At 55.2% G+C, this 24,555-nt stretch carries 29 protein-coding genes; 22 read left to right on the top strand and 7 right to left on the bottom strand.

Annotation, left to right across the window (positions count from 1 at the left end):
- Position 1 precedes the first annotated feature (1 nt).
- The 5 genes from dapF (at position 2) to DBR37_RS10295 (ending at position 4,340) form a co-directional block, all read left to right on the top strand.
- A complete protein-coding gene (gene dapF, locus DBR37_RS10315) occupies positions 2 to 853 on the top strand; it encodes a diaminopimelate epimerase (protein WP_124574388.1) in 852 nt (283 codons plus the stop codon).
- A gap of 116 nt (positions 854 to 969) precedes the next feature.
- Positions 970 to 1,638, top strand: a complete 669-nt coding sequence (locus DBR37_RS10310) for a DUF484 family protein (protein ID WP_124574387.1) — start codon at positions 970 to 972, stop codon at positions 1,636 to 1,638.
- A gap of 8 nt (positions 1,639 to 1,646) precedes the next feature.
- Positions 1,647 to 2,606, top strand: a complete 960-nt coding sequence (xerC, locus tag DBR37_RS10305; RefSeq protein WP_124574386.1) for a tyrosine recombinase XerC — start codon at positions 1,647 to 1,649, stop codon at positions 2,604 to 2,606.
- Between the two features lie 115 nt (positions 2,607 to 2,721).
- On the top strand, positions 2,722 to 3,255 hold the full coding sequence (locus DBR37_RS10300) for a Fur family transcriptional regulator (protein ID WP_124574385.1): 534 nt from the start codon (positions 2,722 to 2,724) through the stop codon (positions 3,253 to 3,255).
- Positions 3,256 to 3,260: 5 nt separating this feature from the next.
- Positions 3,261 to 4,340, top strand: coding sequence for a GTP-binding protein (locus DBR37_RS10295; protein WP_124574384.1), 1,080 nt, complete (start codon positions 3,261 to 3,263; stop codon positions 4,338 to 4,340).
- A 97-nt stretch (positions 4,341 to 4,437) separates the two neighbouring features.
- Here DBR37_RS10295 and DBR37_RS17295 read toward each other — a convergent pair whose 3' ends face one another.
- The gene (locus tag DBR37_RS17295; protein ID WP_233588342.1) at positions 4,438 to 4,980 is read right to left on the bottom strand and encodes a hypothetical protein; all 543 of its coding nucleotides are present in this window, start codon (positions 4,978 to 4,980) and stop codon (positions 4,438 to 4,440) included.
- On the opposite strand from DBR37_RS17295, the gene dksA reads away from it, so the two are divergent.
- From dksA to DBR37_RS10230, 12 genes are all read left to right on the top strand, one after another.
- Complete coding sequence (gene dksA, locus DBR37_RS17290) at positions 4,961 to 5,413, top strand: RNA polymerase-binding protein DksA (protein WP_233588341.1); 453 nt, start codon at positions 4,961 to 4,963, stop codon at positions 5,411 to 5,413. The two genes, DBR37_RS17295 and dksA, sit on opposite strands and share 20 nt — an antisense overlap.
- A gap of 97 nt (positions 5,414 to 5,510) precedes the next feature.
- Positions 5,511 to 6,176, top strand: a complete 666-nt coding sequence (locus DBR37_RS10280) for an ABC transporter ATP-binding protein (protein ID WP_124574382.1) — start codon at positions 5,511 to 5,513, stop codon at positions 6,174 to 6,176.
- Positions 6,176 to 7,390 carry an FtsX-like permease family protein gene (locus tag DBR37_RS10275; RefSeq protein WP_124574381.1) on the top strand — a complete coding sequence of 405 codons (1,215 nt, stop codon included), beginning with the start codon at positions 6,176 to 6,178 and terminating at the stop codon, positions 7,388 to 7,390. Before DBR37_RS10280 ends, DBR37_RS10275 begins: the two co-directional genes overlap by 1 nt.
- 17 nt (positions 7,391 to 7,407) lie before the next feature.
- Complete coding sequence (locus DBR37_RS10270) at positions 7,408 to 7,647, top strand: hypothetical protein (RefSeq protein WP_124574380.1); 240 nt, start codon at positions 7,408 to 7,410, stop codon at positions 7,645 to 7,647.
- Between the two features lie 88 nt (positions 7,648 to 7,735).
- Entirely contained in the window at positions 7,736 to 8,254 is a 519-nt protein-coding gene (locus DBR37_RS10265) for a DUF3299 domain-containing protein (protein WP_124574379.1), read from the top strand.
- Positions 8,255 to 8,262: 8 nt separating this feature from the next.
- Positions 8,263 to 8,634 (top strand): hypothetical protein, encoded by a 372-nt coding sequence (locus tag DBR37_RS10260; RefSeq protein ID WP_124574378.1) that lies wholly within the window; start codon positions 8,263 to 8,265, stop codon positions 8,632 to 8,634.
- 73 nt (positions 8,635 to 8,707) lie between these two features.
- Positions 8,708 to 10,729, top strand: coding sequence for a TonB-dependent receptor (locus tag DBR37_RS10255; protein ID WP_124574377.1), 2,022 nt, complete (start codon positions 8,708 to 8,710; stop codon positions 10,727 to 10,729).
- A 199-nt stretch (positions 10,730 to 10,928) separates the two neighbouring features.
- Positions 10,929 to 12,338 (top strand): hypothetical protein, encoded by a 1,410-nt coding sequence (locus DBR37_RS10250; protein ID WP_233588340.1) that lies wholly within the window; start codon positions 10,929 to 10,931, stop codon positions 12,336 to 12,338.
- A 122-nt stretch (positions 12,339 to 12,460) separates the two neighbouring features.
- Positions 12,461 to 13,000: an ATP-dependent protease subunit HslV gene (hslV, locus tag DBR37_RS10245; RefSeq protein ID WP_124574375.1), complete on the top strand. Its 540-nt coding sequence runs from the start codon at positions 12,461 to 12,463 to the stop codon at positions 12,998 to 13,000.
- Between the two features lie 56 nt (positions 13,001 to 13,056).
- On the top strand, positions 13,057 to 14,403 hold the full coding sequence (gene hslU, locus DBR37_RS10240) for an ATP-dependent protease ATPase subunit HslU (RefSeq protein WP_124574374.1): 1,347 nt from the start codon (positions 13,057 to 13,059) through the stop codon (positions 14,401 to 14,403).
- 44 nt (positions 14,404 to 14,447) lie between these two features.
- On the top strand, positions 14,448 to 14,648 hold the full coding sequence (locus DBR37_RS10235; RefSeq protein WP_124574373.1) for a hypothetical protein: 201 nt from the start codon (positions 14,448 to 14,450) through the stop codon (positions 14,646 to 14,648).
- A gap of 149 nt (positions 14,649 to 14,797) precedes the next feature.
- Positions 14,798 to 15,127, top strand: a complete 330-nt coding sequence (locus DBR37_RS10230) for a cupin domain-containing protein (protein WP_124574372.1) — start codon at positions 14,798 to 14,800, stop codon at positions 15,125 to 15,127.
- Positions 15,128 to 15,176: 49 nt separating this feature from the next.
- Here DBR37_RS10230 and DBR37_RS10225 read toward each other — a convergent pair whose 3' ends face one another.
- From DBR37_RS10225 to DBR37_RS10205, 5 genes are all read right to left on the bottom strand, one after another.
- On the bottom strand, positions 15,177 to 16,172 hold the full coding sequence (locus DBR37_RS10225; RefSeq protein ID WP_124574371.1) for an NAD(P)H-dependent glycerol-3-phosphate dehydrogenase: 996 nt from the start codon (positions 16,170 to 16,172) through the stop codon (positions 15,177 to 15,179).
- A 102-nt stretch (positions 16,173 to 16,274) separates the two neighbouring features.
- Positions 16,275 to 16,724: an SH3 domain-containing protein gene (locus DBR37_RS10220; RefSeq protein WP_124574370.1), complete on the bottom strand. Its 450-nt coding sequence runs from the start codon at positions 16,722 to 16,724 to the stop codon at positions 16,275 to 16,277.
- A gap of 71 nt (positions 16,725 to 16,795) precedes the next feature.
- Complete coding sequence (gene secB / locus DBR37_RS10215; protein WP_124574369.1) at positions 16,796 to 17,290, bottom strand: protein-export chaperone SecB; 495 nt, start codon at positions 17,288 to 17,290, stop codon at positions 16,796 to 16,798.
- A gap of 74 nt (positions 17,291 to 17,364) precedes the next feature.
- Positions 17,365 to 17,628: a glutaredoxin 3 gene (gene grxC, locus DBR37_RS10210; protein WP_124574368.1), complete on the bottom strand. Its 264-nt coding sequence runs from the start codon at positions 17,626 to 17,628 to the stop codon at positions 17,365 to 17,367.
- 12 nt (positions 17,629 to 17,640) lie between these two features.
- Complete coding sequence (locus tag DBR37_RS10205) at positions 17,641 to 18,042, bottom strand: rhodanese-like domain-containing protein (protein WP_124574367.1); 402 nt, start codon at positions 18,040 to 18,042, stop codon at positions 17,641 to 17,643.
- Between the two features lie 106 nt (positions 18,043 to 18,148).
- On the opposite strand from DBR37_RS10205, the gene gpmA reads away from it, so the two are divergent.
- The 4 genes from gpmA (at position 18,149) to DBR37_RS10185 (ending at position 22,671) form a co-directional block, all read left to right on the top strand.
- The gene (gene gpmA / locus DBR37_RS10200) at positions 18,149 to 18,895 is read left to right on the top strand and encodes a 2,3-diphosphoglycerate-dependent phosphoglycerate mutase (protein ID WP_124574366.1); all 747 of its coding nucleotides are present in this window, start codon (positions 18,149 to 18,151) and stop codon (positions 18,893 to 18,895) included.
- Between the two features lie 83 nt (positions 18,896 to 18,978).
- Positions 18,979 to 20,343, top strand: coding sequence for a murein hydrolase activator EnvC (locus tag DBR37_RS10195; RefSeq protein WP_124574643.1), 1,365 nt, complete (start codon positions 18,979 to 18,981; stop codon positions 20,341 to 20,343).
- 2 nt (positions 20,344 to 20,345) lie between these two features.
- Positions 20,346 to 21,827, top strand: coding sequence for a S41 family peptidase (locus DBR37_RS10190; RefSeq protein WP_124574365.1), 1,482 nt, complete (start codon positions 20,346 to 20,348; stop codon positions 21,825 to 21,827).
- Between the two features lie 91 nt (positions 21,828 to 21,918).
- Positions 21,919 to 22,671: a HesA/MoeB/ThiF family protein gene (locus DBR37_RS10185; protein ID WP_124574364.1), complete on the top strand. Its 753-nt coding sequence runs from the start codon at positions 21,919 to 21,921 to the stop codon at positions 22,669 to 22,671.
- Between the two features lie 15 nt (positions 22,672 to 22,686).
- Here the strand turns inward: DBR37_RS10185 and DBR37_RS10180 are convergent, their stop codons facing one another.
- Complete coding sequence (locus DBR37_RS10180; RefSeq protein WP_124574363.1) at positions 22,687 to 23,493, bottom strand: type IV pili methyl-accepting chemotaxis transducer N-terminal domain-containing protein; 807 nt, start codon at positions 23,491 to 23,493, stop codon at positions 22,687 to 22,689.
- Positions 23,494 to 23,789: 296 nt separating this feature from the next.
- On the opposite strand from DBR37_RS10180, the gene DBR37_RS10175 reads away from it, so the two are divergent.
- Entirely contained in the window at positions 23,790 to 24,407 is a 618-nt protein-coding gene (locus DBR37_RS10175) for a Spy/CpxP family protein refolding chaperone (RefSeq protein WP_124574362.1), read from the top strand.
- The last annotated feature ends 148 nt before the right edge of the window (positions 24,408 to 24,555 follow it).

Raw genomic sequence — 24,555 nt, 5'->3', positions numbered from 1 at the left:
TATGAAACTCAAATTCACAAAAATGCATGGCGCAGGCAACGATTTCGTCGTGATTGATGCGATCAATCAGGCTATCGACTTCACCCCTGCGCAATGGCAATACCTGGCGGATCGCCGCTTTGGCGTTGGTGCCGATCAAATGCTGGTGGTCGAAAAGCCGCAGGCAGCGGGCGTGGACTTCCGTTACCGCATCTATAACGCCGATGGCGGCGAAGTCGAACAATGTGGCAACGGCGCGCGCGCGTTCGTCCGCTTTGTTACCGACAAAAAACTGACCGACAAACATGCGATCAAGGTCGAAACCATGTCGGGCATCATAGAACCACGCCTCGAAGCGAACGGACAAATCACGGTAGACATGGGCGCGCCCATCCTGACGCCGGAAGATGTACCGTTCGACGCGACTGATCTGCTGTGCAAAGCCGAAGGTGAGGACACCTTGTGGCCGCTCGACATCAAAGGCGAAACCAACTGGATTTCCGTCGTATCGATGGGCAATCCGCATGCGGTGCAAGTCGTTGCCGACGTCGAAACGGCGCCAGTGCGGGAAGACGGCGTACTGATAGAACACCATCCGCGCTTTCCGAAGCGCGTCAACGCCGGCTTCATGCAAATCCTGGATCAGCATCACATCAAGTTGCGTGTATTCGAACGTGGCGCAGGCGAAACCCTGGCTTGCGGTACTGGCGCGTGCGCTGCAGTTGTCGCCGGTATCCGGCGCGGTTTGCTGACATCTCCGGTCAAGGTACAAACCCGCGGTGGTGAATTAGTCATCGCCTGGGGCGGCCATGATGCACCAGTCATGATGACCGGCCCGGCCGTGACCGTATTCGAAGGCGAAATCGAGATTTAACGGCACAGCGCGGAATTGTTTTGCGCGCCCGGTTGTCGGTTAAAATCATTGCCAATTAAAGCAAGGCCGCGTCGCACAGGTGACGCGCTTTCTAACTACACTCACACATACGACACATGACTTCTCCTCTGGACTCCAATACCGTTGCCGATTATTTGCTGGATAACCCGCAATTCTTTGAAGAACATGCCGAGTTACTGTCCAGAATCAAACTGTCGAGCGCACTCGGTGGCCGCACCCTGTCGCTGCAAGAGCGTCAAATGGATGTCTTGCGCGAAAAGCTCAAGGCTATGGAGCTGCGCCTCGCCGAACTGATGCGCATAGGTCAGGAAAACGACCAGATCACACATAAATTCCATACCTGGACGCGCGCCCTGTTGCAGGCACGCAATGACGTCGATCTGCCGCACACGCTGACCACCGGCTTGCAAAGCGCATTCTCGGTGCCGCATGTCACACTGCGTCTGTGGGGTGTATCGGAAGCGTTTGCACACACCTGGTTCGCCGCACCGGTTTCCGCCGATTCACATCTGTTCGCAAATGGTTTGACCACGCCGTTCTGCGGCAGCAATAACGATTTTGAAGCAGCGTCATGGCTGGAAGACGCACCAGCTATCCAGTCGGTCGCCCTGCTGCCGCTGCGCCTGGACGATGCGACTGAAGCTTTCGGCCTGCTGGTACTCGGCTCGCCTGATCCGCATCGCTTCACATCCGACATGGCCACCGACTTCCTGACTAATATCGGTCAGACTGCCAGCGCCGCCTTGTCGGGCATGCTCGATTAAACAGCATCGTGAGCCTAGTCACCAATCAGGCTTACCTTGACGGTTATCTCGATAACCTGATCAGCCAGCGCCAGCTGGCGACACTGACCACCGTCAGCTACCGTCGCGATTTGCTCGAATTGATCGCTTACACGACGGCCAATGACAGCAAGGCGACGCTGACCGGCGTCACGCACTTCCAGATCCGTAAGTTTGCCGCGCAACTACACGCACAAGGTTTGAATGCGCGCTCCATCGCACGCAAACTTTCAGCCTGGCGCGGCTTCTTCAATTGGCTCTCCGAGCAAAACGCCATCACCTCCAATCCGGTCGATGGCATCAAGGCACCAAAGCGCAACAAACCGCTGCCCAAAGCGCTGGCGGCAGATGATGCGGTACGACTGGTCGCAGAACCTGCTCCCGGCAGGAATGCCGACTCTGCGATGCAGCTCTGCAATCACGCGATGTTTGAATTGCTGTATTCAAGCGGCTTGCGCGTCTCCGAACTGGTGGGACTGGATCTGCGCTATGCGCAGGAAGCACGCTATACCTCGGCGGGCTGGATAGATTTCGATGCGCATGAAGTGATGGTGACCGGTAAAGGCAACAAGATGCGCAGCGTTCCGATCGGCCAGGCCGCAATGGACGCACTCACTGCGTGGCTGGCAGTGCGCAACACCCTGGTCAAGCTGGATCCGCATCCACTTTTCCTCAGCGAACGCGGCACCCGTGTCTCGGCACGCGTTGTGCAGTTACGCCTGAAAGCACATGGCCAGGCGATAGGTTTGCCGACCGATGTGCATCCGCACGTCTTGCGCCACTCCTTTGCTTCGCACGTCTTGCAATCGTCCGGCGATCTGCGCGCGGTACAGGAAATGCTGGGACACGCCTCCATCGCGGCCACGCAAATTTATACCTCGCTCGACTTCCAGCGCCTGGCCCAGGTATACGATGCAGCCCATCCGCGCGCCAAGAAAAAACCCGCCTGAATATGCTGCTGCATGACTTTGCAGCGCAGCTATCTATCTCCCACACACGCAAATTTGCAACTGAATTGCAAATTTGCGGCATAATCTAGCCACCACCCATCGAAGCCGCCTCATCATGAAAAAATCTTCTTCTCCGGATTACCCGGCGCTGGCCGAGAGTCAGTTACGCGAAACCTCGGTGCGCGCTACCGATGCCCGCATCAAGGTCTTGGCAGCCTTGCTGGGCGCGCCTTATGCGCTGTCGCACCAGGATGTGCAGGACAAGCTGACAGAGATGGACCGCGTTACCTTGTACCGCGCACTCGATTGCCTGACCGACGCCGGACTCGCGCACAAGATCGCCGGTGACGACCGCGTGTTCCGTTACAACGCGGGCGCCGAGCACAAGGAAGCGGGCGGTCATCATGCATCGCCCCAGCATCAGCACGGCCATTTCAAATGTACGCGCTGCGCCAAAGTATTTTGTATCGACAATGTCGACGAACAATTGTTTGCTGCTGACAACAAGGCCAACAGCAAATCACCGACCGCTACCCTGCGTCAGCAATTGCAGAATGTATTGCAGGCGACGCTGGGCAAAGGTTTCCAAAGTCACGAAATCGAACTCACCATCAAAGGATGGTGTGCAGATTGCGCCCACCAGGTTTAATTCATATGGCACTGATCCCTACCACCATCCTGACCGGTTTCCTCGGCGCCGGGAAAACCACCCTGCTCAACCGCATCCTGCAAGAACCGCACGGCTTCAAGATCGCGGTCATCGAAAATGAATTCGGCCAGGAAAATATCGACAATGAAATCCTGGTGCAGGACGGCACCGAACAGATCGTTGAAATGAACAACGGCTGCATCTGCTGCACTGTGCGCGGCGATCTCATCATCGCACTCACGTCACTGGCGCAAAAACGCAATGCCGGTGAGCTGCAGTTTGATCACGTCGTGATTGAAACCACCGGCCTCGCGAATCCGGGTCCGGTGGCACAAACCTTCTTTGTCGATGAAGAAGTCGCATCCGAATACCTGGTCGACGCAATCATCACCGTGGTCGATGCCAGGCATGCGATGCATCAGCTAGACAGCTATGAGGAAGCGCAACGCCAGGTTGGTTTCGCAGATAAATTATTGATGTCCAAAACGGATCTGGTCAGCGCTGATGAATTGAAAGTATTGACGGAGCGCATCAAGCGTATCAATCCGCGCGCGCCTGTCAGCACGACTAACTTTGGTAGTGTGGCGATTGCTGATGTGCTCGACTTGCGCGGCTTTAACCTCAACGACAAACTGGAAATCGATCCGGATTTCATCGCGGCGGAAGAACATGCACATGAGCACAAGCATGATCATGAGCACGATCACACTTGCGATGCACATTGCGAACACGATCATCACGATCATCATCACGATCATCATCACGATCATCATCACGGCCATCACAGCGACAATATTGCGGCCTTTGTATTCAAAAGCGACCGCCCTTTCAACACTGAAAAACTGGATGAATTCCTTGGTAGCCTGGTGCAGGTCTTTGGTCCGCGCATGTTGCGCTACAAAGGCGTACTCTGGATGGATGGCGCGGATCGCAAGGTTGTGTTCCAGGGTGTGCACCAGATCATGGGTACCGACATCGGCGCCAAATGGGGCGAAAACGAAGTCCGCTCTAACAAAATGGTGTTTATCGGGCAGAATCTCCCGAAAGAAACGTTTATTTTCGGATTGGAACAATGTTTGGTATAAACTACCGTGGTTTTGAGCTCAGGGTATGGTTACCTGGGTGTTGCTAAAGGTGTGAGTCTCGCACGCAGGGCACGATAAGATCCGAGTGTGGGAAAGTTCATTGAGGACAAGGGACTATGAACGCAACCGTCACAAAATCTGCAAAAAGCGCAAAAAAAATTGCCCCGAAGAAGGCTGCTGCGACTACGCGTGCAAAGCCTGTTAGCAAGGCACCCGCCAAAAAATCACCGGCGAAACCAGTCGCAGGCAAGGCCGTTAAACCCGCCAGCAAAGCGGCTAAACCGGTCGCCAAACCCGCAGCGAAAGCAGCAAAGAAAACACCGGCTAAGAGTGCGGTAAAATCGCCGACAGCCGCTGTCAAAACAAAAGTTACAGCAGCAAAAGCAAGCGCAGTAAAATCAAGCGCCGTCAAAAGCGCAAAACCATTGGCTAAACCGGCAGCAAAGCCGGCCGTCAAAGCGAGCCCAGCAACAAAAGCCACGGCTGCCGCCGGCAAAGCGGCCACCGTGACAGCAAAACCGATTAAAGACGCATCTCGATCAGCAACGGCAAGCAGTTCCAGGACTGCCGCCAAGGTCGCAGATAAAATTGAAAAACCCGTAGTTTTGAAGGCAAGCGAAGTGGCAACCAAATCAAGCAAATCAACATCCGTCGCAGGCGACACCACATTGTTAACCGAAGCGCAAATCCTCAAGATGGGCGAAAAGGAATACATGAATGACGCGCAACTCGCATTTTTCAGAGATCGTCTGCAGCAACTCGAAAAAGAGTTATTGAAAAACGCCGATGAAACCACCGAGCATCTGCGCGAAACCGTGCTGGTCCCTGATCCGGCTGATCGCGCAACCATAGAAGAAGAACATGCTCTGGAGTTGCGTACCCGTGACCGCGAACGCAAGTTGCTGAAAAAAGTCCAGCAATCGCTGCTCAGCATCGATTCCGGCGAATATGGCTGGTGCGAAGAAACCGGCGAACCTATCGGCGTTCCACGTCTGCTGGCTCGTCCGACCGCGACCTTGTCGCTGGAAGCGCAACAACGTCGTGAACTGAAACAAAAACTGTACGGCGACTGATATATGGCGGGATCGCCTGATCCTGCTCTCTGTCCTGCTGTAAAAGAAAGCGCGCGGCACACTATCCGCGCGCTTTGTTTTTTTGTAGAATGCAACCATGTTGCAAATATCCAAGCTGACGCATCGCTATCCTGGTGCGCACACTCCCCAACTCCATGTACCGGCTTTTACCCTGGCACAGGGCGAGCACGCGATCGTCATCGGGCCATCCGGCAGCGGCAAATCCACCTTGCTGCACCTGATCGCCGCCATCCTGACGCCGCAGAGTGGCGATATCACAGTCGCGGATACATCTATTGCAACCTTGACGCCGCGCGCTGCAGATCTGTGGCGCGGCCGGCATATCGGCTTCCTGCCGCAAAAGCTGGCTTTGATTCCCAGCCTGAATGCACGCGACAACATCTTGCTCGCCGCTTATGCCAGCGGTCAGGTTAGCGACAGCAGCCGCGCCGACGCCTTGCTCAGCGCACTAGGGCTGAGTGAGAAAGCGACAGCCAGACCACATCAATTAAGCCAGGGGCAAAAGCAGCGCGTGGCTTTGGCGCGCGCCATGTTCAATCGCCCGCAACTATTGCTGGCTGATGAACCGACCGCCAATCTGGACGATGCGTCCTGCCACAGCGCCATCGCTTTATTGCTGGCACAGGCCAATGAAATCGGCGCGTCCCTGGTCCTTTCGACGCACGATGCGCGCGTATTGCAAGCACTGCCGCAAGGCAAAGTATTGCGTCTGCAGGCACACGCAGCAGGAGCATCGATCTGATGACGCTCAACGCTTTTACGCTGGCACTGCAGTCACTGCGACACAAACCGCTGGCCACGATTCTTAATGTGCTATTGATGGCGATCGGCATTGCGATGATGACGTTTGTCTTGTCCGCTTCCACGCAACTTGCCGACAACGCCTTGCGTGATGCCGAGGGTATCGATCTGGTCGTCGGTGCCAAAGGGTCACCGCTGCAATTGATACTGTCGTCCATCTATCACGTCGATACGCCGACCGGCAATATCCCGCTCGCAGCTGAAGAGCTGTTAAAACAGAACCGTATGGTGAAAGCCGTCATGCCGCTGGCCCTGGGTGACAGCTATCACGGCTTCCGCATCGTCGGCACCAATGCCGACTACATCACGCATTACAAAGGCACGCTGGCGCAAGGCAAAATGTTTGACGCGCCTATGCAAGCCGTATTCGGCGCGCAGGCTGCACAACGTACCGGTGCACAGCCCGGCGCAAACTTCTTTGGCTCGCATGGCCTGGCTGGCGCAGCGGAAGTACACGAAGACGCTCCCTTTAAAGTGGTCGGCATCCTGCAACCTACCGGTACCGTACTGGACCGCCTGATCCTGACGCCGGTTGCGTCAGTCTGGCAAGTGCACGACAAAACACACGGGCTGGATGCCAACGATCCGCAGGAAAAAGAAGTCATGGATGAGTCGCGTGAATTGACTGCACTGCTGGTGCAATATGCATCGCCGCTGGCAGCTGTCACCATGCCGCGCTTCATCAATAGTCAGAGCGAACTGCAGGCAGCACAACCTGCACTGGAAGCGGCCAAACTGTTCCGCCTGCTCGGTGTCGGCATCGATGTCTTGCGCGGCATTGCTGTCATCGTATTGCTATCTGCAGCGCTGTCCATGTTCGTCGCGCTGTATAACGCGCTGGAAGAACGTAAAACCGATCTCGCGATCCTGCGCACCCTGGGCGCGACACCAGCCAAACTATTTATCTTGCTGCTGACAGAAGGTATCTTGCTGGCATTGATAGGGGCAGCGGTCGGCTGGTTGCTCGGCCATCTTGCGGTTGAGATATTGGGCCGCATACTGAGTGCAGACCAGAATCTGTCATTGTCCGGCTTTATGTTCAGCGCGGATGAAGCATGGTTATTACTGGTCGCGCTGGGTACCGGCCTGCTCGCTGCAGCGCTACCCGCCCTGCGTGCTTATCGCACCGATATCGCCAGCACGCTGGCACACTAAATCAGAATGGAGCCGACATGAAATATTTACTGATCACTTGCGCCGCGCTCTTGGCCTTTTCTGCGCAAGCGAAAGACAGTGAGAGCGAACACAAGAAAGAAACCATTGCCCAGCATCAGGCAATCGCGGCGGCGCACTATGCGGCAGCGCGTTGCATCAGCAAGGGCAAGGATGAAAAAGCTTGCCATGCGGAACTTGCCAACGCCTGTAAAGGTCTCGCATTAGGCAAACTATGCGGGATGAAACATGTCCACTAGGCATGTACATTAAGTATCACTTGCCAGGCAGCGCTATACGCCCGGTACAATGCCTAACCACTCTTTACGATTACTTGACGGAATGATCATGCGCCCTGCTACCAGTATCCTGTTGTTTGCTTTGCTGGCACCGGCATTTGCAATCGCCGCCGGCGCAGGCTCAGCACCAGCGCAAGGCCAGCAACACGTCGCGCCACCCGGCGTCGGCAACACGCCTGGACAAATGCCGGTGCTGTACGACATCCAGGGTGTGACTTCGTGGAACACGCTGGCAAAAGTGAAACAGGTGAAAGTAAAGAATCGCATCCTGCCTGAATTCAGCAAAGAGATCGCGGCGCTGAACAATCAGGAAATCAAGGTACAAGGCTTTATGATGCCGCTGGAACCAGGTGAGAAACAAAAGCATTTCCTGATTTCGCTGGTACCGCAAAGCTGCAGCTTTTGCCTGCCGGCCGGACCGGAAGGCGTGGTGGAAGTGAAGTCCAAAACTCCGGTCAAATACACACTGGAACCCATCATCGTTTCCGGAAAAATGGAAGTCATGAAAGACGATCCTATGGGCTTGTACTACCGCATGAATAACGCAACACTGGCTTCGAATAAATAAGACTCCACGTGAAATCCATTTACCCGCCATCTGCTACTACGACTCGCCGCCTGTGCTTCGCCGCACTGCTGGTTGCGCTCGTGCTGTTTGCGCAATGGATGGGCTTGCGGCACCGGATAGAACACGCGGATTGGGGCAGTATCCAGCACCATCAGATGGAAGAGCACGGCACTGCGGTGGCCGAGCTGGAGTACGCAGGCGATAAGTCACACTCCTGTATTCTGTTCGACGGCATGGCGCTGGCTGATGGCGCTCCACTGCTTCCTTTCTCTCCCGTACTGCAAACCAGCGTACGCGTACTCGCGCTGTGGGCAGCCTACATCTCGTGGGACGCACCACTCCTCTGTCACTTCTCTTCCCGCGCACCACCAGCGGCCTAAACGACACCATCTCCTGCTGCAATCAGACGTCGTCTGACTAGCACTCGCATACATTCGTTTTCAAGGAAGTAACATGATCGCCCAACGCACCCTGTTGGCCAGCGCCGTTCTATCTGCGCTCGCCTCCCTATCCAACTCCGCCCTTGCACAAGAGCAGGAAAAAGTCTTACCGGCAGTCGTCGTGACCGCCTCGCCTTTCAGCAATGAAGAAAGTGCACAAATCATGGCGCCCGCCAAAGTTCTGTATGGCAATGAGCTGCGTGAAAAACTCGGCAACTCATTAGGCGACACCCTGTCGCAAGAACTCGGCGTATCGGCCTCGGCTTTCGGTGCCGGCGCTTCGCGCCCTATCATCCGCGGCATGGAAGGCCCGCGCGTCAAAATCCTGCAAAACGGTATGTCGGTCATGGATGCATCCAGCCTGTCGAATGACCACGCAGTAGTCGGTGAATCAGCTACCGCACGCCAGATTGAAATCCTGCGCGGCCCGGCAGCATTGCTATACGGCTCGGGTGCCATCGGCGGCGTGGTCAATATCGTAAATGACCGTATCCCGACCATACTCAACAGCAAACCGACCGGCGATGCAGAACTCCGTTTTGGCAGCGCCGACAAAATGAAGAATGGATCTTTCTCGGTCGACGGTGCAGCTGGCGCTATCGGTTTGCATGTCGATGGCAATGCGCGCGATGCCGATGACTACAAGATCCCCGGCTACGCCAATGCCAGCGATGCTAGCCAGGGTTCGGGACGTTTACCAAATTCGTATGTGCGTTCCAACAGCGTAGGCTTTGGTGCTTCCTACATCCAGAGCTGGGGCTACATCGGTGCATCAGTCGGCGCGGACGACAACCGTTACGGCATACCAACTGCTGAGAAATCCTACATTACGCAAAAGCAAACCCGCTACGACGTTGCTGGCCTGATCAAGAATCCATTTGAAAACTTTGAATCCTTCCGCTTCAAACTAGGCTACACCGACTACAAGCACACGGAAAACCTGGAAGACGGCACACCTGCAACGGAGTTCAAAAACAAGGCCAACGAAACACGCTGGGAATTGACGCATAAGCCGCTGGCCGGCTGGCGCGGTACTTTCGGCCTGCAAACCGAAAACTCGGAATTCTCGGCCTTACCGGTAGACGATGGTCACGGCCACAGCCACGCCACGGTTCCTGTTACCAAGAGCCAGTCGGTCGCCGCCTTCCTGGTGGAAGAGCGCGATTTCGGCCCCTTCCGCGCCAGCGCGGGTGCCCGTATCGAATCCGTCAAACGTCGTCCGGATGCAGCGTCCGGTCTGGTACAGCGTGACTTCAACCTCGGCTCCTATTCGCTCGGCGGCTTGTGGAGCTTTACCCAGGGTTACGGCCTCGGCCTGACCGCATCGGTAGCACAACGTGCACCGGCTATCGAAGAGCTGTACTCGAACGGCCCGCATGAATCGACTGCCACCTTTGATATTGGCGACTCCAATCTGCGCAAGGAAACCTCACGCAATATCGAACTGAGCCTGCAAAAGACCGAAGGCCTGCTGCGCTGGAAAACCAATGTCTACCAGAATCGTGTGAAGAACTATGTCTATGGCCGCACCGACGGCACCATGGTGGATGACCACGGTGATCCGGATCCTAGCGGCGAATTCCTCCAGCGCTTCTGGTCGCAAAACGATGCCACCATCCGTGGCATCGAAGCCGAAGTCAGCTACAACCTGCGTGGTAATGGCTTCTCATGGCGCGGCTTTGCCGACACTTCGCGCGGCACTCTGAGCGGTGCCGGCAACCTGCCCTTGCAGCCGACCACCCGCTTTGGCGGGGAAATCGGCTACCGCGAAGGCAACTGGCGCTCCGGCCTGAAGGTTTTGCACGCGGAAAAACAAAACCGCCTGGCCAGTTTTGAGACCTATGCCGCACCGTCCTATACCCAGGTCGACGCCAATCTGTCTTATACCCAAAACTTCAAATCGACACCTGTCACCTGGTTCGCCATCGCGAAGAACCTGTTGAATGAAGATATACGCCTGTCAACCTCGGTGTTGCGTGAAGTGGCACCACTGTCCGGCCGCAGCCTGATTGTTGGTGTACGCACCAGTTTTTAAGCTGTTTTGTGTCGCTGAAGCCGGATTTTTGGCTACACTAGAACGCATCCCATAAATATGTGGGTGATGAGTCCGACCTGCCTTTGTAGGCAGGTCGCTTTGTGTTACCTTTAAGCGGATTTTTGGCGCCGCCTCGCAAGAGGCGCATTACAACTTGGCGTGCTATTAAAATTGCACGCCATTGCTTACCAGGATAGACGTGGGGATTTTCTCGCTCTTTGGCAAGAAAGATAAACAGCCAGCTCGCAAGCCGACTGAGGCGGAATCTTCGCAAAAAAAACGCGAAGACCAGCGCGTCCATGCAAAAAGCGAAAACGACTACGTACAGCGCATGGCGGCACACGCCACCGCACTGAAGATCGACGCCATCGAATCGGAAATGTCTTCGGAATTCGTCAAGCCGCTACCGTTCAGCGGCAACACCATGCCCGGGCCAGCCAGCCAATTCCTCAATACCAATGTACGCGCGCCCGACACGCAAGCCACCAAAGCACCCGACACCGCAACCCAGTTGGGCCAGCCATCGATGCTGCCTGACATCATGGGTGCCAGCACCGCCTTCCTGCTCAGCGCAGAAACAGTCATCGGTCCGGTCGCCATCTCCAAATCAGAAGCGCCGCTGGTCATAGAAGAAGCAGCCATCCTGTTTGCCAACGGCCAGACTGACCTGATAGAGCCTGTGCTGCGCAATGCCATCGCAGAAGACGCACCAGGCAACGCGCTGTTGACCGTATGGGGCATGCTGTTCGACCTGTACCAGGTCACAGGTCAACGCAGTTCGTTTGAAAACCTGTCGATAGAATTTGCCAACAAGTTCGAAATGTCGCCGCCCGCCTGGCGTGAAGGTGGCAGCGCTGAAACCGGCCAGACACCCGCAGCACGCAATGGCACTATCCCGAGCATCGCCTTCCCGGCCAAACTCGACGCTGGCATTATCAAACAACTGGAACGCATCAAAAACCTGGCCGAGATGAGCCCGGTGCTCAAACTGGAATTTGCACGTGTCACGCTAGTCGATCCGGTCGGTTGCGGCCTGCTGCTTAATATACTGAAGCGCCTGCAAAAATCCGGGCACAAGCTAATCCTGGTCGGCGCACCTGAGCTGGCAGAAAAGATCCAGAGTATCCTGCAAGTCGGCCGGCGCGATGAAACCGAAGCGCCATGGCTGCTCCTGCTGGAAGTATTGCGCCTGCTGAACCGCGAAAGCGATTTTGAAGAACGCAGCATCGATTACTGCATCACCTTTGAAGTGTCACCACCCGCCTTTGTATCGCCGCAAGACAAAGTGACAACGGATCACGAAGAATCTGCAACGACAGACGAGACCGATGCCGATCACTTCATGATGCCGATACTGATCGATGCCCGCAGCGATACATTGGGACAAAATATTGCCGCTTATGCACATACGCATAATCCGGTTATCCTCGACTGCTCCCAGCTGACGCGCATGGATTTCAATGCCGCCGGACGCCTGTTCGGTGACCTGATGCCACTGATCAGCAGCGGCAAAACCATAGAATTGCATAGCCCGAATCACTTCATCGTTGCATTGTGTAATGTCATGGGCATGACCGACAGCGTACGCATCGTCCCCCGTAAAAACTGAAATCCGTGTCCGCATGCGGCACAATTTCGACTTGTAATCGCTCAGGCCGCCCCCACTTTTTCATGAATCTCCGCGCCAGGCGCGATTATTCATCAGCTCGGCACTTCACTTCAGAGGCAAGCATGGAACAATTTCACGGCACCACCATCCTGTCAGTACGTCGCGGCAACATTGTTGCACTCGGCGGCGATGGCCAGGTCACATTAGGCAATATCGTCATGAAAGGCACTGCGCGCAAAGTGCGCAAGGTCTATAACGGCAAAGTACTGGTCGGCTTCGCCGGCGGCACGGCAGATGCCTTCACCCTGCTGGAACGCTTTGAAAGCAAGCTGGAAAAGCATCAGGGCCACCTGATGCGCGCCTCGGTTGAACTGGCCAAAGACTGGCGTACTGATCGCATGCTGCGCCGACTGGAAGCAATGCTGCTGGTTGCCGATAAAGAAACCACCCTGATCATCACCGGCAATGGCGACGTGCTCGAACCGAACGACGGCATAGGCGCGATCGGCTCCGGCGGTACTTACGCACAATCGGCCGCCAAGGCCTTGCAGGAAAACACCGACTTGTCGCCAGCAGACATCGTCAAAAAATCACTGACCATCGCTGGTGAACTCTGCATCTACACCAATCTGTCGCACATCATCGAAACGCTGGATGAATAGCCGCACTGCATAGCGCCTGCCTTAATACGCACCCTGTAAATTTTGCGAAGAACATCATGAATATGACACCGAAGGAAATCGTTTCAGAGCTCGACAAACATGTAGTCGGACAAGGCCGCGCCAAGCGCGCCGTTGCTATCGCACTGCGTAACCGCTGGCGTCGCCAACAGGTTGCCGAGCCTTTGCGTCACGAAATCACCCCAAAAAATATCCTGATGATAGGCCCGACCGGCGTCGGTAAAACTGAAATCGCGCGCCGCCTGGCCAAACTGGCCGATGCGCCTTTCATCAAAATCGAAGCGACCAAATTCACTGAAGTCGGTTATGTCGGCCGCGACGTGGACACCATCATCCGCGACCTGATCGACATCGGCATCAAGCAAACCCGCGAAGCAGAAACCCGCAAGGTACGCGCACGCGCCGAAGATGCCGCGGAAGACCGCATCATCGATATTTTGGTACCGCCGGCACGCGACTTTGGCTTTCACCCGTCGTCGGGCAGCACACCGGACAGCAATGCCAGCGGCAACGCTACCCGCCAGACTTTCCGCAAGCGCTTGCGTGAAGGCACGCTGGACGATACCGAGATCGAAATTGAGCTGGCCGAAGCTGGCCCCAGCATGGAAATCATGGCGCCACCGGGCATGGAAGAAATGACGGAGCAAATCAAATCCATGTTTTCCGGTGTAGGCGGCACGCGCAAAAAAGCGCGCAAGGTCAAAATCAAGGAAGCAATGAAGCTGCTGATTGAAGAAGAAGCCGGCAAGCTGGTCAACGAAGATGAGCTCAAGCAAAAAGCCATCACCAACGTTGAACAAAACGGCATCGTCTTCCTTGATGAAATCGACAAGATCGCGACCCGTTCGGAAAGCGGCGGCGCGGATGTTTCGCGTGCCGGTGTGCAGCGCGACTTGCTGCCGCTGGTCGAAGGCACGACGGTCAACACCAAGTACGGCATGATCAAAACCGATCACATACTGTTCATCGCTTCCGGCGCATTCCATCTGGCCAAACCATCGGACCTGATCCCTGAACTGCAGGGACGTTTTCCTATCCGCGTCGAACTGGAATCGTTGTCGATCGCCGACTTTGAACGTATCCTGACCAGCACCGATGCCTGCCTGACCAAGCAGTACGAAGCATTGCTCGGCACCGAAGGCGTGAAGATAGAATTCGCACCGGACGGCATCAAGCGCATGGCAGAAATCGCCTACTCGGTTAACGAAAAAACGGAAAACATAGGCGCACGCCGCCTGTACACCGTCATGGAAAAATTACTGGAAGAAATTTCGTTTTCCGCGACCGACAGCCCGGAACAAACGCTGGCGATCAATGCTGCCTATGTCGACGAAAGACTAGGCGCCTTGTCAGTGAATGAGGATCTGTCACGTTACGTCTTGTAAGTTGACGACCCGCATGGTCTGACCATGCGGGTCTTATTCAGATCATGGCCAATAAAGCACTCGCTAAACGACAAAAGCTCACGATACGCATAGAGCCTTCGCAAAAAGCGCTGAAGCCGCGCAATTACGTCGCGCTCGCCGCCAAACAACGTGTCGGTGGTGCACATCAAAAATCCGTTTCCGGACAACGACAAGAATTGAAACGTTTGCTGAAAACCAAGTTGTCAGAACCGGAAGAGAAGTAAGCAGGCAACCATCCGCCGGCAGCACCAAATACCCGACTGAATTTATCGACAATCGCATTGCCGATTGCTCCTGCCCGTTTTGTTTGTTATAACAAATGCGGGACGCTCGTTACTCGTAGTGCACGTGACAACAGCTAGAGGAGAACATAATGGCTCTACCGCATGCAACATCCGGCCAGTTGATCGACATACGCCCACTCGGCACACGCATCTCCAGCTCCGTCTCGAACGCCTTGTTCAAAACCCCGCAACTTGAATTGATGCGCCTGGTTCTGCCATGCGGCAAAGGCATGCCCGAGCATTCAGTGCCCGGTGCTGTCACGATTCAATGCCTGGAAGGTGCGATTGAACTGCACGCACATCAATCCACGCAAACCCTGCGCGCCGGTGAACTGGTGTACCTGGCAGGCGGCGAGAAACATTCGCTGCACGCGCTGGAAGACTCGTCGGTTTTATTGACGCTGCTATTGCAGCATTGATGGCAAGCGGGCAGCGCCGGACGGCACTGCCGCAGGATTAACTACACTCTCAGGCTACTTCATCGCGTGGATCGCGGGACAGCAAACGCTTGACCGTATCACGCGGTGAGTCACCATCAAACAGTACGGCGGCGACCGCATCCGCTATCGGCATATCAACGCTGTGTTCAAGTGCCAGTTCACGCACTGCCTGCGCACAACGGACACCCTCTGCCACATGACCAAGCTCCGTCACGATCTGCGCCAGCTTCTTGCCCTCGGCAAGGCCAAGACCAACTTTACGATTGCGCGATAAATCACCGGTACAGGTCAGGATTAAATCGCCCATTCCGGCCAGGCCATTAAACGTTTCGGCTCTTCCGCCCAGCGCCACACCGAGGCGCGTGATTTCCGCCAAACCGCGGGTGATCAAAGCCGCCCGTGCATTCAGGCCAAGACCGAGACCATCGATAATACCGGTGGCAATTGCCAGGATATTCTTTACTGCGCCACCGACTTCGACGCCTGTCAAATCATCGGTCGCGTATATGCGTATCGCCGGGCCATGCACCACATTCACCACGCGCTCACGCAAGGCTGCGCTGTCCGATGCAATCGCCAGTGCGCACGGCAAACCGCGCGCCACTTCCTGCGCAAACGAAGGGCCGGACAAGGCACCAGCAGGAATCGCATCACCGAGGATTTCATGCACGATTTGATGCGGCAATAAATGTGTTTTTTCTTCGAAACCCTTGCACAACCAGACCAGGTTCGGAATTGCATACGCCTGCAGTTGTGTAGTCAGCGGTCGCAAGCCGGCCAGCGAAGTGGCAACGATCAACAGGCCGTCGCTGCCTACATGCTGAATCGCCGCATCCAGATCGGAGCTGAGCAAGAGACTGTCAGGGAAACGAAAGCCGGGCAGATAAGCCGCATTCTCACGCGCCTGTTGCGCCGCCTGCATCACGTTTGCATCACGGCCCCACAGCATGACGCTGTGACGTTCGGCCAGCGACATCGCCAAAGCCGTACCCCATGCGCCTGCGCCTAGTATAGAAATATTCATGCGGTGGATGTGTGTAGAAGATGGAGAGAATACTAACAGGCTACACTACAGCGCGATCAGGCCGCGCTCAAGCTATCGTGCAGCGACCAACAGTTGTGACGCTTACTCGCCCCACACTTCACTGGATTTGGCATAGCCGGTCTGGCCATCGCGATGCTTCAGCTTGACCCAGCCGGCAGCAGGTGGGGCCACCAGTTCCAGCAACACGCCCTTATCAGCGGTGGCAACCACGGCCGACGCATCTTCTGCCGTCGTATGCAGCTTGATATTGGCAGCGGTTACGATGACATTGCGTTTCGCACTCAAGGCCTTGGCTTCTATCCAGGCCAGATCGCCGGCAACATCACGCACCTTGCTCCAGCCGGTCTGCGTCAACACCACTTCTACCGGCATGCCACGCGGTGCGACAAATACCTTGCGGCCTTTCTCGGTCGGGGCGTTGTACAACACGGCGGGATTACTCCCTACGGATTTGTACTCAACCGCATGCGCGGCGCTTGTACCCAGCATGGTCACCAGCAAAACAGGAATAAACGGGGCGGACCATTTCATAAATCACCTTAGGGATAGTCTGACGCGCTGCAGGCGCGTTCGGCAACGCACACTGCAGGCAGATTGAAAACTTAGTGTCTTGCTGCCGAACCGTCTGCCATTACGATGCCAGGGCTGCTTTCAGCTTGTTGCTTGGCCAGGGCTTCCAGACGTTGCTGGTAAAACGCTTCGAAATTGATTTCGCTCAGGTGTACTGGCGGGAAACCGGCACGGGTAATCACATCAGCGATATTCGCACGCAGGTACGGGTAGATCACGTTCGGGCAACCGATGCCGAGCAGCGGATCCAGTTGTTCGTCAGGGATGTTGCGGATTTCGAAAATACCAGCTTGTTTGCCTTCAACCAGGAATGCGGTCTTGTCTGCAATTTTCGCGGTAACGGTAATCGTCACGGTCGACTCGAAGATGCCTTCGGCCAGCGGCTGTGCGCCTACATCTACGGCGACTTCAATATTTGGCTGTTCCTGTTCCAGGAAGATGGCTGGGGAATTCGGTTGTTCGAGCGACAGATCTTTCAGGTAAACACGTTGGATCTGGAATAAAGGTTGCAGATTTTCGTCAGCCATGAAGCACTTTCAATAAGATTGGATAAGGAGGGCACTGCCCTCCTGCTTACTTGCAAATAAAAGAATTTATACGCTTACGCGCTTTGCAGCAAGGCATCCAGCTTGCCTTGGCGCTCCAGCGCGTTCAAATCGTCAAAACCGCCAACATGGGTTGTCCCCACATAAATTTGCGGCACCGTACGGCGTCCGGTCTTTTCCATCATCGCAGCACGTTGCGCCGGATCGAGGTCAACACGGATTTTTTCGATATTGGAGATGCCTTTGGCCGTCAGCAGACGCTCTGCCATCGTGCAATAAGGACAAACCCCTGTGCTATACATCACTACATGCGCAGTCATAAATATTCCTTCTTACTTTGTGACCGGCAGGCCTTGCGATTGCCAAGCATCCTGCCCACCGAGTAAACTAACGGCTTCGGTGTAACCCTCTTTTTTCAAAAGTGTGGTTGCTTTGTTCGATTGCAAGCCCTTGTTGCAAACGACGATTACCGGGCGGTCCTTGAATTTTTCCAATTCCGCCACACGGCCTTTCAATTCTTTCAATGGGATATTTTTCGCGTCGCGGATGTGGCCAGCAGCAAAATCAGCTGCGGGACGCACGTCAAGAATCAGCGTTTTTCCCTGATTAATGATCTGGGTTGCTTGCAATGCAGTAACTTTTGCGCCTACACGTTGCAGAGTGTGCATGACCAAAGCGCCGCCGGACAAAATGATAATACCGATGAGGAAAATGTTATCAAGGAAGAATTTCACGGTGATCCAATTAGTTGAAAGAGTGTTCGCATTATAAAATAGAAGACCGAATACAATTCGGATTCGGCATTTTGCATCAAAAAACCATTAATTATCTAATTGAACCATGTACAAAATCGTATTGATGCGCCACGGCGAGTCCACATGGAACCTCGATAACCGCTTCACCGGCTGGGCCGATGTCGATTTGACGGAAAAAGGTCGCAACGAAGCCAAACATGCTGGCGAATTGCTGCGTGAGGCAGGCTTTACGTTTGATCTGGCCTATTCCTCCGTGCTCAAACGGGCTATTCGCACTCTCTGGATCGCACTCGACGAGATGGATTTGATGTGGATACCTGTGGTCTGCGACTGGCATCTGAACGAACGTCACTACGGTGCGCTGCAAGGCATGAACAAGGCCGAAACAGCTGAAAAATACGGTGCCGATCAGGTTTTGCAATGGCGTCGCAGCTACGACATCCCGCCTAAACACCTGGCGCAAGACGATCCACGTACCATGTTTGACGATCCGCGCTACGCCCATCTGCAACGCGAGCAAATCCCGCTGGGCGAATGCCTGAAAGACACTTTGCTGCGCGTAGAACCGTACTGGAACGAAACTATCGTGCCGTCGATACGTGCCGGCAAGCAAATCATTATTTCAGCCCACGGCAACAGCCTGCGCGCACTGATCAAGATTCTGGACGATATCAGCGATCAGGACATTGTTTCGCTCAGTATCCCCAACGGCCGTCCTATCGTCTATGAATTGGATGAAAACCTGAAACCGATACGACATTACTACCTTGGCGACCAGGAATCACTGCAGGCAGCAGTCCAGGCCGCCGCCAGTCATGGACAAAGCAAGTAAGCGCAGTGCCCATTTCATTGCCAACACGCATTAACAGCAAGCCCGCCATGCCCGTCAGCCCGCACCAGCCAGGCCGCACGGGCATGCGCGTTTTTGCCGCCGTCACCGCTATCGTGCTGTCTTTCAGCCTGCTGGGTTCTGCCTACGCGCAAAAGACGACTGACCGCAGCAAGCAAAAAAAGATAGCCGAAACAGAACGCGCCGACCTGCGACAAAAGCTCAGTACGCTAAAACGCAGCATAGACAAGACCGAAACCGCCAAAAGCTACGCTGCAGACGCCCTGGCCCAGTCGGAAGAAGCCATTTCCGACGCCAAACGCAATCTGAACGACCTGGCGCAGGAGCAAAGGCAAACCGAAGCCAAGCTCGGCGAATTATCGAAACAGCAAGCCGCCCTGCAGAAAATCGTCGAAGCCCAGCAAAGCCAGCTCGCCAAGCTGCTGCGCGAACAATACGTGGCGGGCAATGAAGACCGCATCAAATTGCTGCTTTCAGGTGATAACCCGAACCGCATCAACCGCGAACTGCAATACATGGGCTATGTCTCGCGTGCGCAGGCAACCCTGATCGAGTCGCTGCGCGCCAATCTGGCTGCGATCGAGGAAAATCAGGCAGAAGTGCAGAACGCCAAGCAGGAACTGGATGAAATCGCGACCGAGGCACGTGAACAGCATGCCATCCTGCAAAAGGAAAAAGCCCAGCGCTCGGCCCTGCTGGCGCAGCTTTCCAGCAAATTGACGGCGCAGCGCAAGGAAGTCGGCAATATCGAACGTGATGAACGCCGCCTTTCCAGCCTGGTCGACAAACTGGCGGTCCTGATCCAGGAACAGCGCAAAGCAGAAGCCGCGGCAGCCGAAAAACGCCGCCAGGAGCGCATCGCACGCGCCCAGGCAGAACGTGAAAAACGCCAGGCGCAGGCCAAAACCCGCAATACGCCTGACCGCACCGCCAATGGCAAAATCAGCAATCCGGACGCCATTGAGGACGACGAACCACCAAGTAAAACACTCGCTCGCAATGAACTCACCCCTGATGCCGGCGTCCAAGACGGAGCGTTCGCAGCATTGCGCGGGCGTTTACGCCTGCCGGTACGCGGCGATCTGGTCGCCAAATTCGGCAGCAAGCGCGGCGACGGGCCAAGCTGGAAAGGCTTGTTCATACGCGCCGAGGAAGGCAGCGAAGTCAAGGCGGTGGCGGCTGGCCGCGTGGTTTTTGCCGAATGGCTGCGCGGATTTGGCAATTTAATCATTGTTGACCACGGCGGCCAATACATGACGATTTACGGCAATAATCAATCCGTGCTAAAACACGCTGGCGACGCCGTCAAATCCGGCGATGTGATTGCCAGCACAGGTAATAGCGGCGGCAATGAGCAATCAGGTTTATACTTTGAAATGCGGCACCAAGGCCGTGCGTTTGACCCGCTCAGTTGGGTAACTATTAGGTGAACATGGGAACGAAACTCAAGAATATCGGACTGGTCGGTTTAGGCATGGTTGCCGGCGTGATCGCGATGGGGACACAATTGGATGCGATGGCGCAGAAAAATGCTGCCGGTACGCCATTACCTCTGGAAGAATTGCGCCAATTGTCCGAAGTATTCGGACTCATCAAATCGGACTACGTCGAACCTGTCGACGACAAGAAACTCCTGACAGAAGCAATTTCCGGCATGGTGTCATCGCTGGATCCGCACTCAGCCTACCTCGACAAAAAAGCCTTCAAGGAATTGCGTGAAGGTACGCAAGGCAAGTTTGTCGGCCTCGGCATCGAAGTCGGAATGGAAGACGGCTACGTCAAAGTCATTTCCCCTATCGAAGATTCCCCTGCATATCGCGCTGGCATCAAGGCAGGCGATCTGATCACACGTCTGGATTCAACTCCGGTCAAAGGCATGACGCTGGACGAAGCAGTCAAGCGTATGCGTGGCGAACCAAACACCAAGATCACGCTGACCATCGCGCGCAAGGATGAAGATAAACCGATCATCGTCACGATCACGCGCCAGGAAATCCGCGTACAAAGCGTCAAGGCAAAAATCGTTGAGCCAGGCTATGCATGGCTGCGCGTCTCGCAATTCCAGGAGCCGACCGTAGACGATATGGCGAAGAAAATCGCTGCCCTGTATGCACAAGATCCTAACCTCAAAGGTCTGGTACTGGATCTGCGCAATGATCCGGGCGGTGTATTGCCGGGTGCAATCGGTGTTTCTGCAGCCTTCCTGCCGAAAGACGTCGTCGTGACTTCGACCAATGGTCAATTGCCGGACTCCAAAGCCAGCTTCTATGCGCGCCGCGAATTCTATGCAAGCCGTTCAGTCGGTGATCCGCTGGCCAAATTGCCGGAAGCATTGAAAAAAATCCCGATGGTCGTACTGGTCAACTCCGGTTCCGCATCCGCATCTGAAATCGTGGCCGGCGCCTTGCAGGATTACAAGCGCGCCACCATCATGGGCACCCAGACCTTCGGTAAAGGCTCAGTACAAACGATACGTCAATTGTCTGCCGATACCGCAGTCAAACTGACCACCGCGCGTTACTACACACCGAACGGTCGCTCGATCCAGGCCAAAGGTATCGTGCCTGATCTGATGGTGGATGAAACCGCAGACGGTGACGGCCTGAACGGCCTGCGCCTGCGCGAAGCAGACTTGCAAAAGCATTTGACCAACGACAAAGACAAAGGCCCTGAAGTACACGCCGCTGTCGATGAGCTGGAAGAAGAGCAACGCCTGGCTGCACTGGAGAAAAAACGCAAACCACTGGAATTCGGCAGCAAGGATGACTTCCAGTTGGCACAAGCCCTGAACCACCTGAAAGGTTTGCCTGTGGTGCTGTCCAAAGCGAAACCTGAGCCGAAGAAAGAAGAACCCGGCATCAACAAGCCCAAGACAGACCCTAAAGCAGAACCGAAAAACGGCGACAAAAAATAGTCGTGACCGCTAACAAAAAAGGCCGCAGCGATGCGGCTTTTTTTGATTGTCCCGACGGCTTTTACGCTGTGCCACGCGATACGGATTACTTATGAACGACCAGCAACTACTGCGCTACTCACGCCACATCCTGCTCGATGAAATCGATATCGAAGGACAGGAAAAACTGTTGGCGGCCCACGTCCTGATCATAGGTGCCGGCGGACTCGGCTCGCCTGCTGCTTATTACCTGGCTTCTGCTGGTGTAGGCACGATCACGCTGGTTGATGACGATACGGTAGATCTGACCAACCTGCAGCGACAAATCCTGCACACCACGCAACGCGTCGGACAGGCCAAAGCTGCTTCCGGCAAACAGACACTGGAAGAAATCAATCCGACCATCGAAGTAGTGGCATTGCAGGAACGTGTTTCCGGCGAGCGCCTGGACGAACTGGTACGCAGTGCAACCGTGGTGCTCGACTGCTGCGATAACTTTGCGACACGCCACGCCGTCAATCGCGCCTGCGTCGCCAACAAAGTACCGCTGGTATCCGGCGCCGCCATCAAATTCGACGGGCAGATCAGCGTGTTCGATCAGCGCGACGAACACGCTCCGTGCTACTCCTGCCTGTTCCCGCAAGACCAGGAATTTGAAGATGTGAATTGCGGCACCATGGGTGTCTTCGCGCCGCTGGTCGGCATCGTCGGCAGCATGCAGGCGGCCGAGGCATTGAAGCTCATCGTCGGCATCGGTGAGTCACTCGCCGGACGTTTGCTAATGCTGGATGCACGCACCATGGAATGGAGCAGCATCAAGATCAGACGCAATGCCAAATGCGTGGTGTGCGGACAAGCACACTAAGCACATGCTGAACGACTAACCCAGCTGTTCATACATACCGGTAATCCGGTCCATCGTTTCCAGTATGCGTTCACTGCTGGTCGCTACATTGGTGGCGAAACGCAGCCTGGTGTCTTCGTTGATCGCATTGCTCTTCAGGGCCTGATCAAAGAAGAACCATTGCTGCTGCGCCAGCAGGATGTCCTGTTTGATAGGTGTCGTATTCTTGGGTGACGATGACAACTCCGCCATCGCAGCCAGGAATTCATCACGCGCCTTGATCAGGCCCGGCAATGCTTCGGATGACGCCACTCCCCAATTGATCGCCTGATAAAACTTCGCCATGCGTTGCGACAACATGCGTTGACGTCCGGCGATATTCACCAGATGACCGACCGCAGTATCGGAAATTTTTTCCAGTTGCAGCGTGGATGTATGTGCCAGCGCCAGCACCTCTTCACTGAGTCGTATCACAGCCTTTGCATCTTGCTGGTTGGGCATCTTGCCCTGCAACGCAGTTTTATAAGCGCCCCAGGTCTTTTTCAGACTCGCCAGCGTTGCCTTATTTTCTGCATTCGGCGCAAACAATTCCAGCTCGCCCAATTGTTTTTCAAATACTGTCAGCGACGCATTGAATAGCTTTTGTGAGCGCGGCATATCAATCGCCTGACCGATCTGTAAATAACATTTCGCCAGCCGTTGCGACAACATGCGCTGACGTCCGGATTTATTGATTGCGTCGTTGATATGCGCAATTCGTGTATCGGCTGCTTGCGTCTGGCACACGAGCATCAATGCTGGAGTTGCCAGCAAGCTGGCCTGGAGAAAATGGCGCCGTTTCATTGTTATTCCTTATTATCGTCAGGCTGCTATCTGTGATCACAGACACCATTGCCATGGTGCAAAAGCTATGCCAAGCATCGCCCTGCTATCCGTGTCTGGCGCAACCCAAAGCAGTGCAAATAGCGTTATTCACCAGAATAGCGCCGGACCAGATGCACCAAGTCAGGCCTTTCTCCACCCTTGTCAGGCCTTTACATAACTTTACGGCTCACAAGCGAATCCGCAACAGTGAACTCCTAAAGTACCAACATGCCTGCATCACACAGCAGGCACCATAGCCAAACTAGGAGCTTAGAATGAATAGCCAACAAACACGCAATACCATAGCCGTCGTACCTGCTGCCGGTCGTGCACGTCGCCTGATGATGGTAGGCGCTACTGCCGCGATCTTCAGCGCCCTCTCCATCGTCGGCATCAGCCACGCACAAGAAGGCCAGGCGCCACAAGCTACCCAGCAACAGAAACAAGGTGGGCCACACGGCAAAATGAATCCTGAACGTGCCGAGAAGCGCTTTGACCACATGCTCAAACGCGTAGTACCGGATGCCACACCGGAGCAAAAAACCAAACTCGGCGCAATCGCCAAGTCGGCTTTCAACGACCTGCGTCCCATCATGGAACAAAACCGTGCAGCGCATGAACAAGGCCTGAAACTGCTGGCGCAACCAACAATCGACCGCAAGGCACTGGAACAAGTACGTCAGACCGAGCAAAAACTGGCTGATCAGCGTTCGCGCCGCATGACCCAGGCATTTGCTGATGCAGCCGAAGTACTGACCCCGGCACAACGTGTGAAAGCAGTTGAACAACTGAGCAAACACCGTGGTGGTTTCGGTCACCGCTTTGGCCCTGAAGGTCATGACCGCGACCACGGTCGCAAAGGTCCACCGCCAGCAGCACCAGCTGCCCAGTAAGCTAAACCACGTAGCATGACCGCGCCAGCCTCCATTAATTTGGACGCTAGCGCGCGTCACTGAGAGTCAAAGCGGGGCACTACGCGTTACACTAGAACTCATTTCATAAATATCCGTGAGATGCGTTCTTACCAAAAGCGGTGCTGGC

It is taken from the genome of Herminiimonas sp. KBW02 (assembly GCF_003852535.1).
Lineage (GTDB): Bacteria > Pseudomonadota > Gammaproteobacteria > Burkholderiales > Burkholderiaceae_D > Oxalicibacterium.
This window is presented reverse-complemented; position numbering and strand designations above follow the sequence as displayed.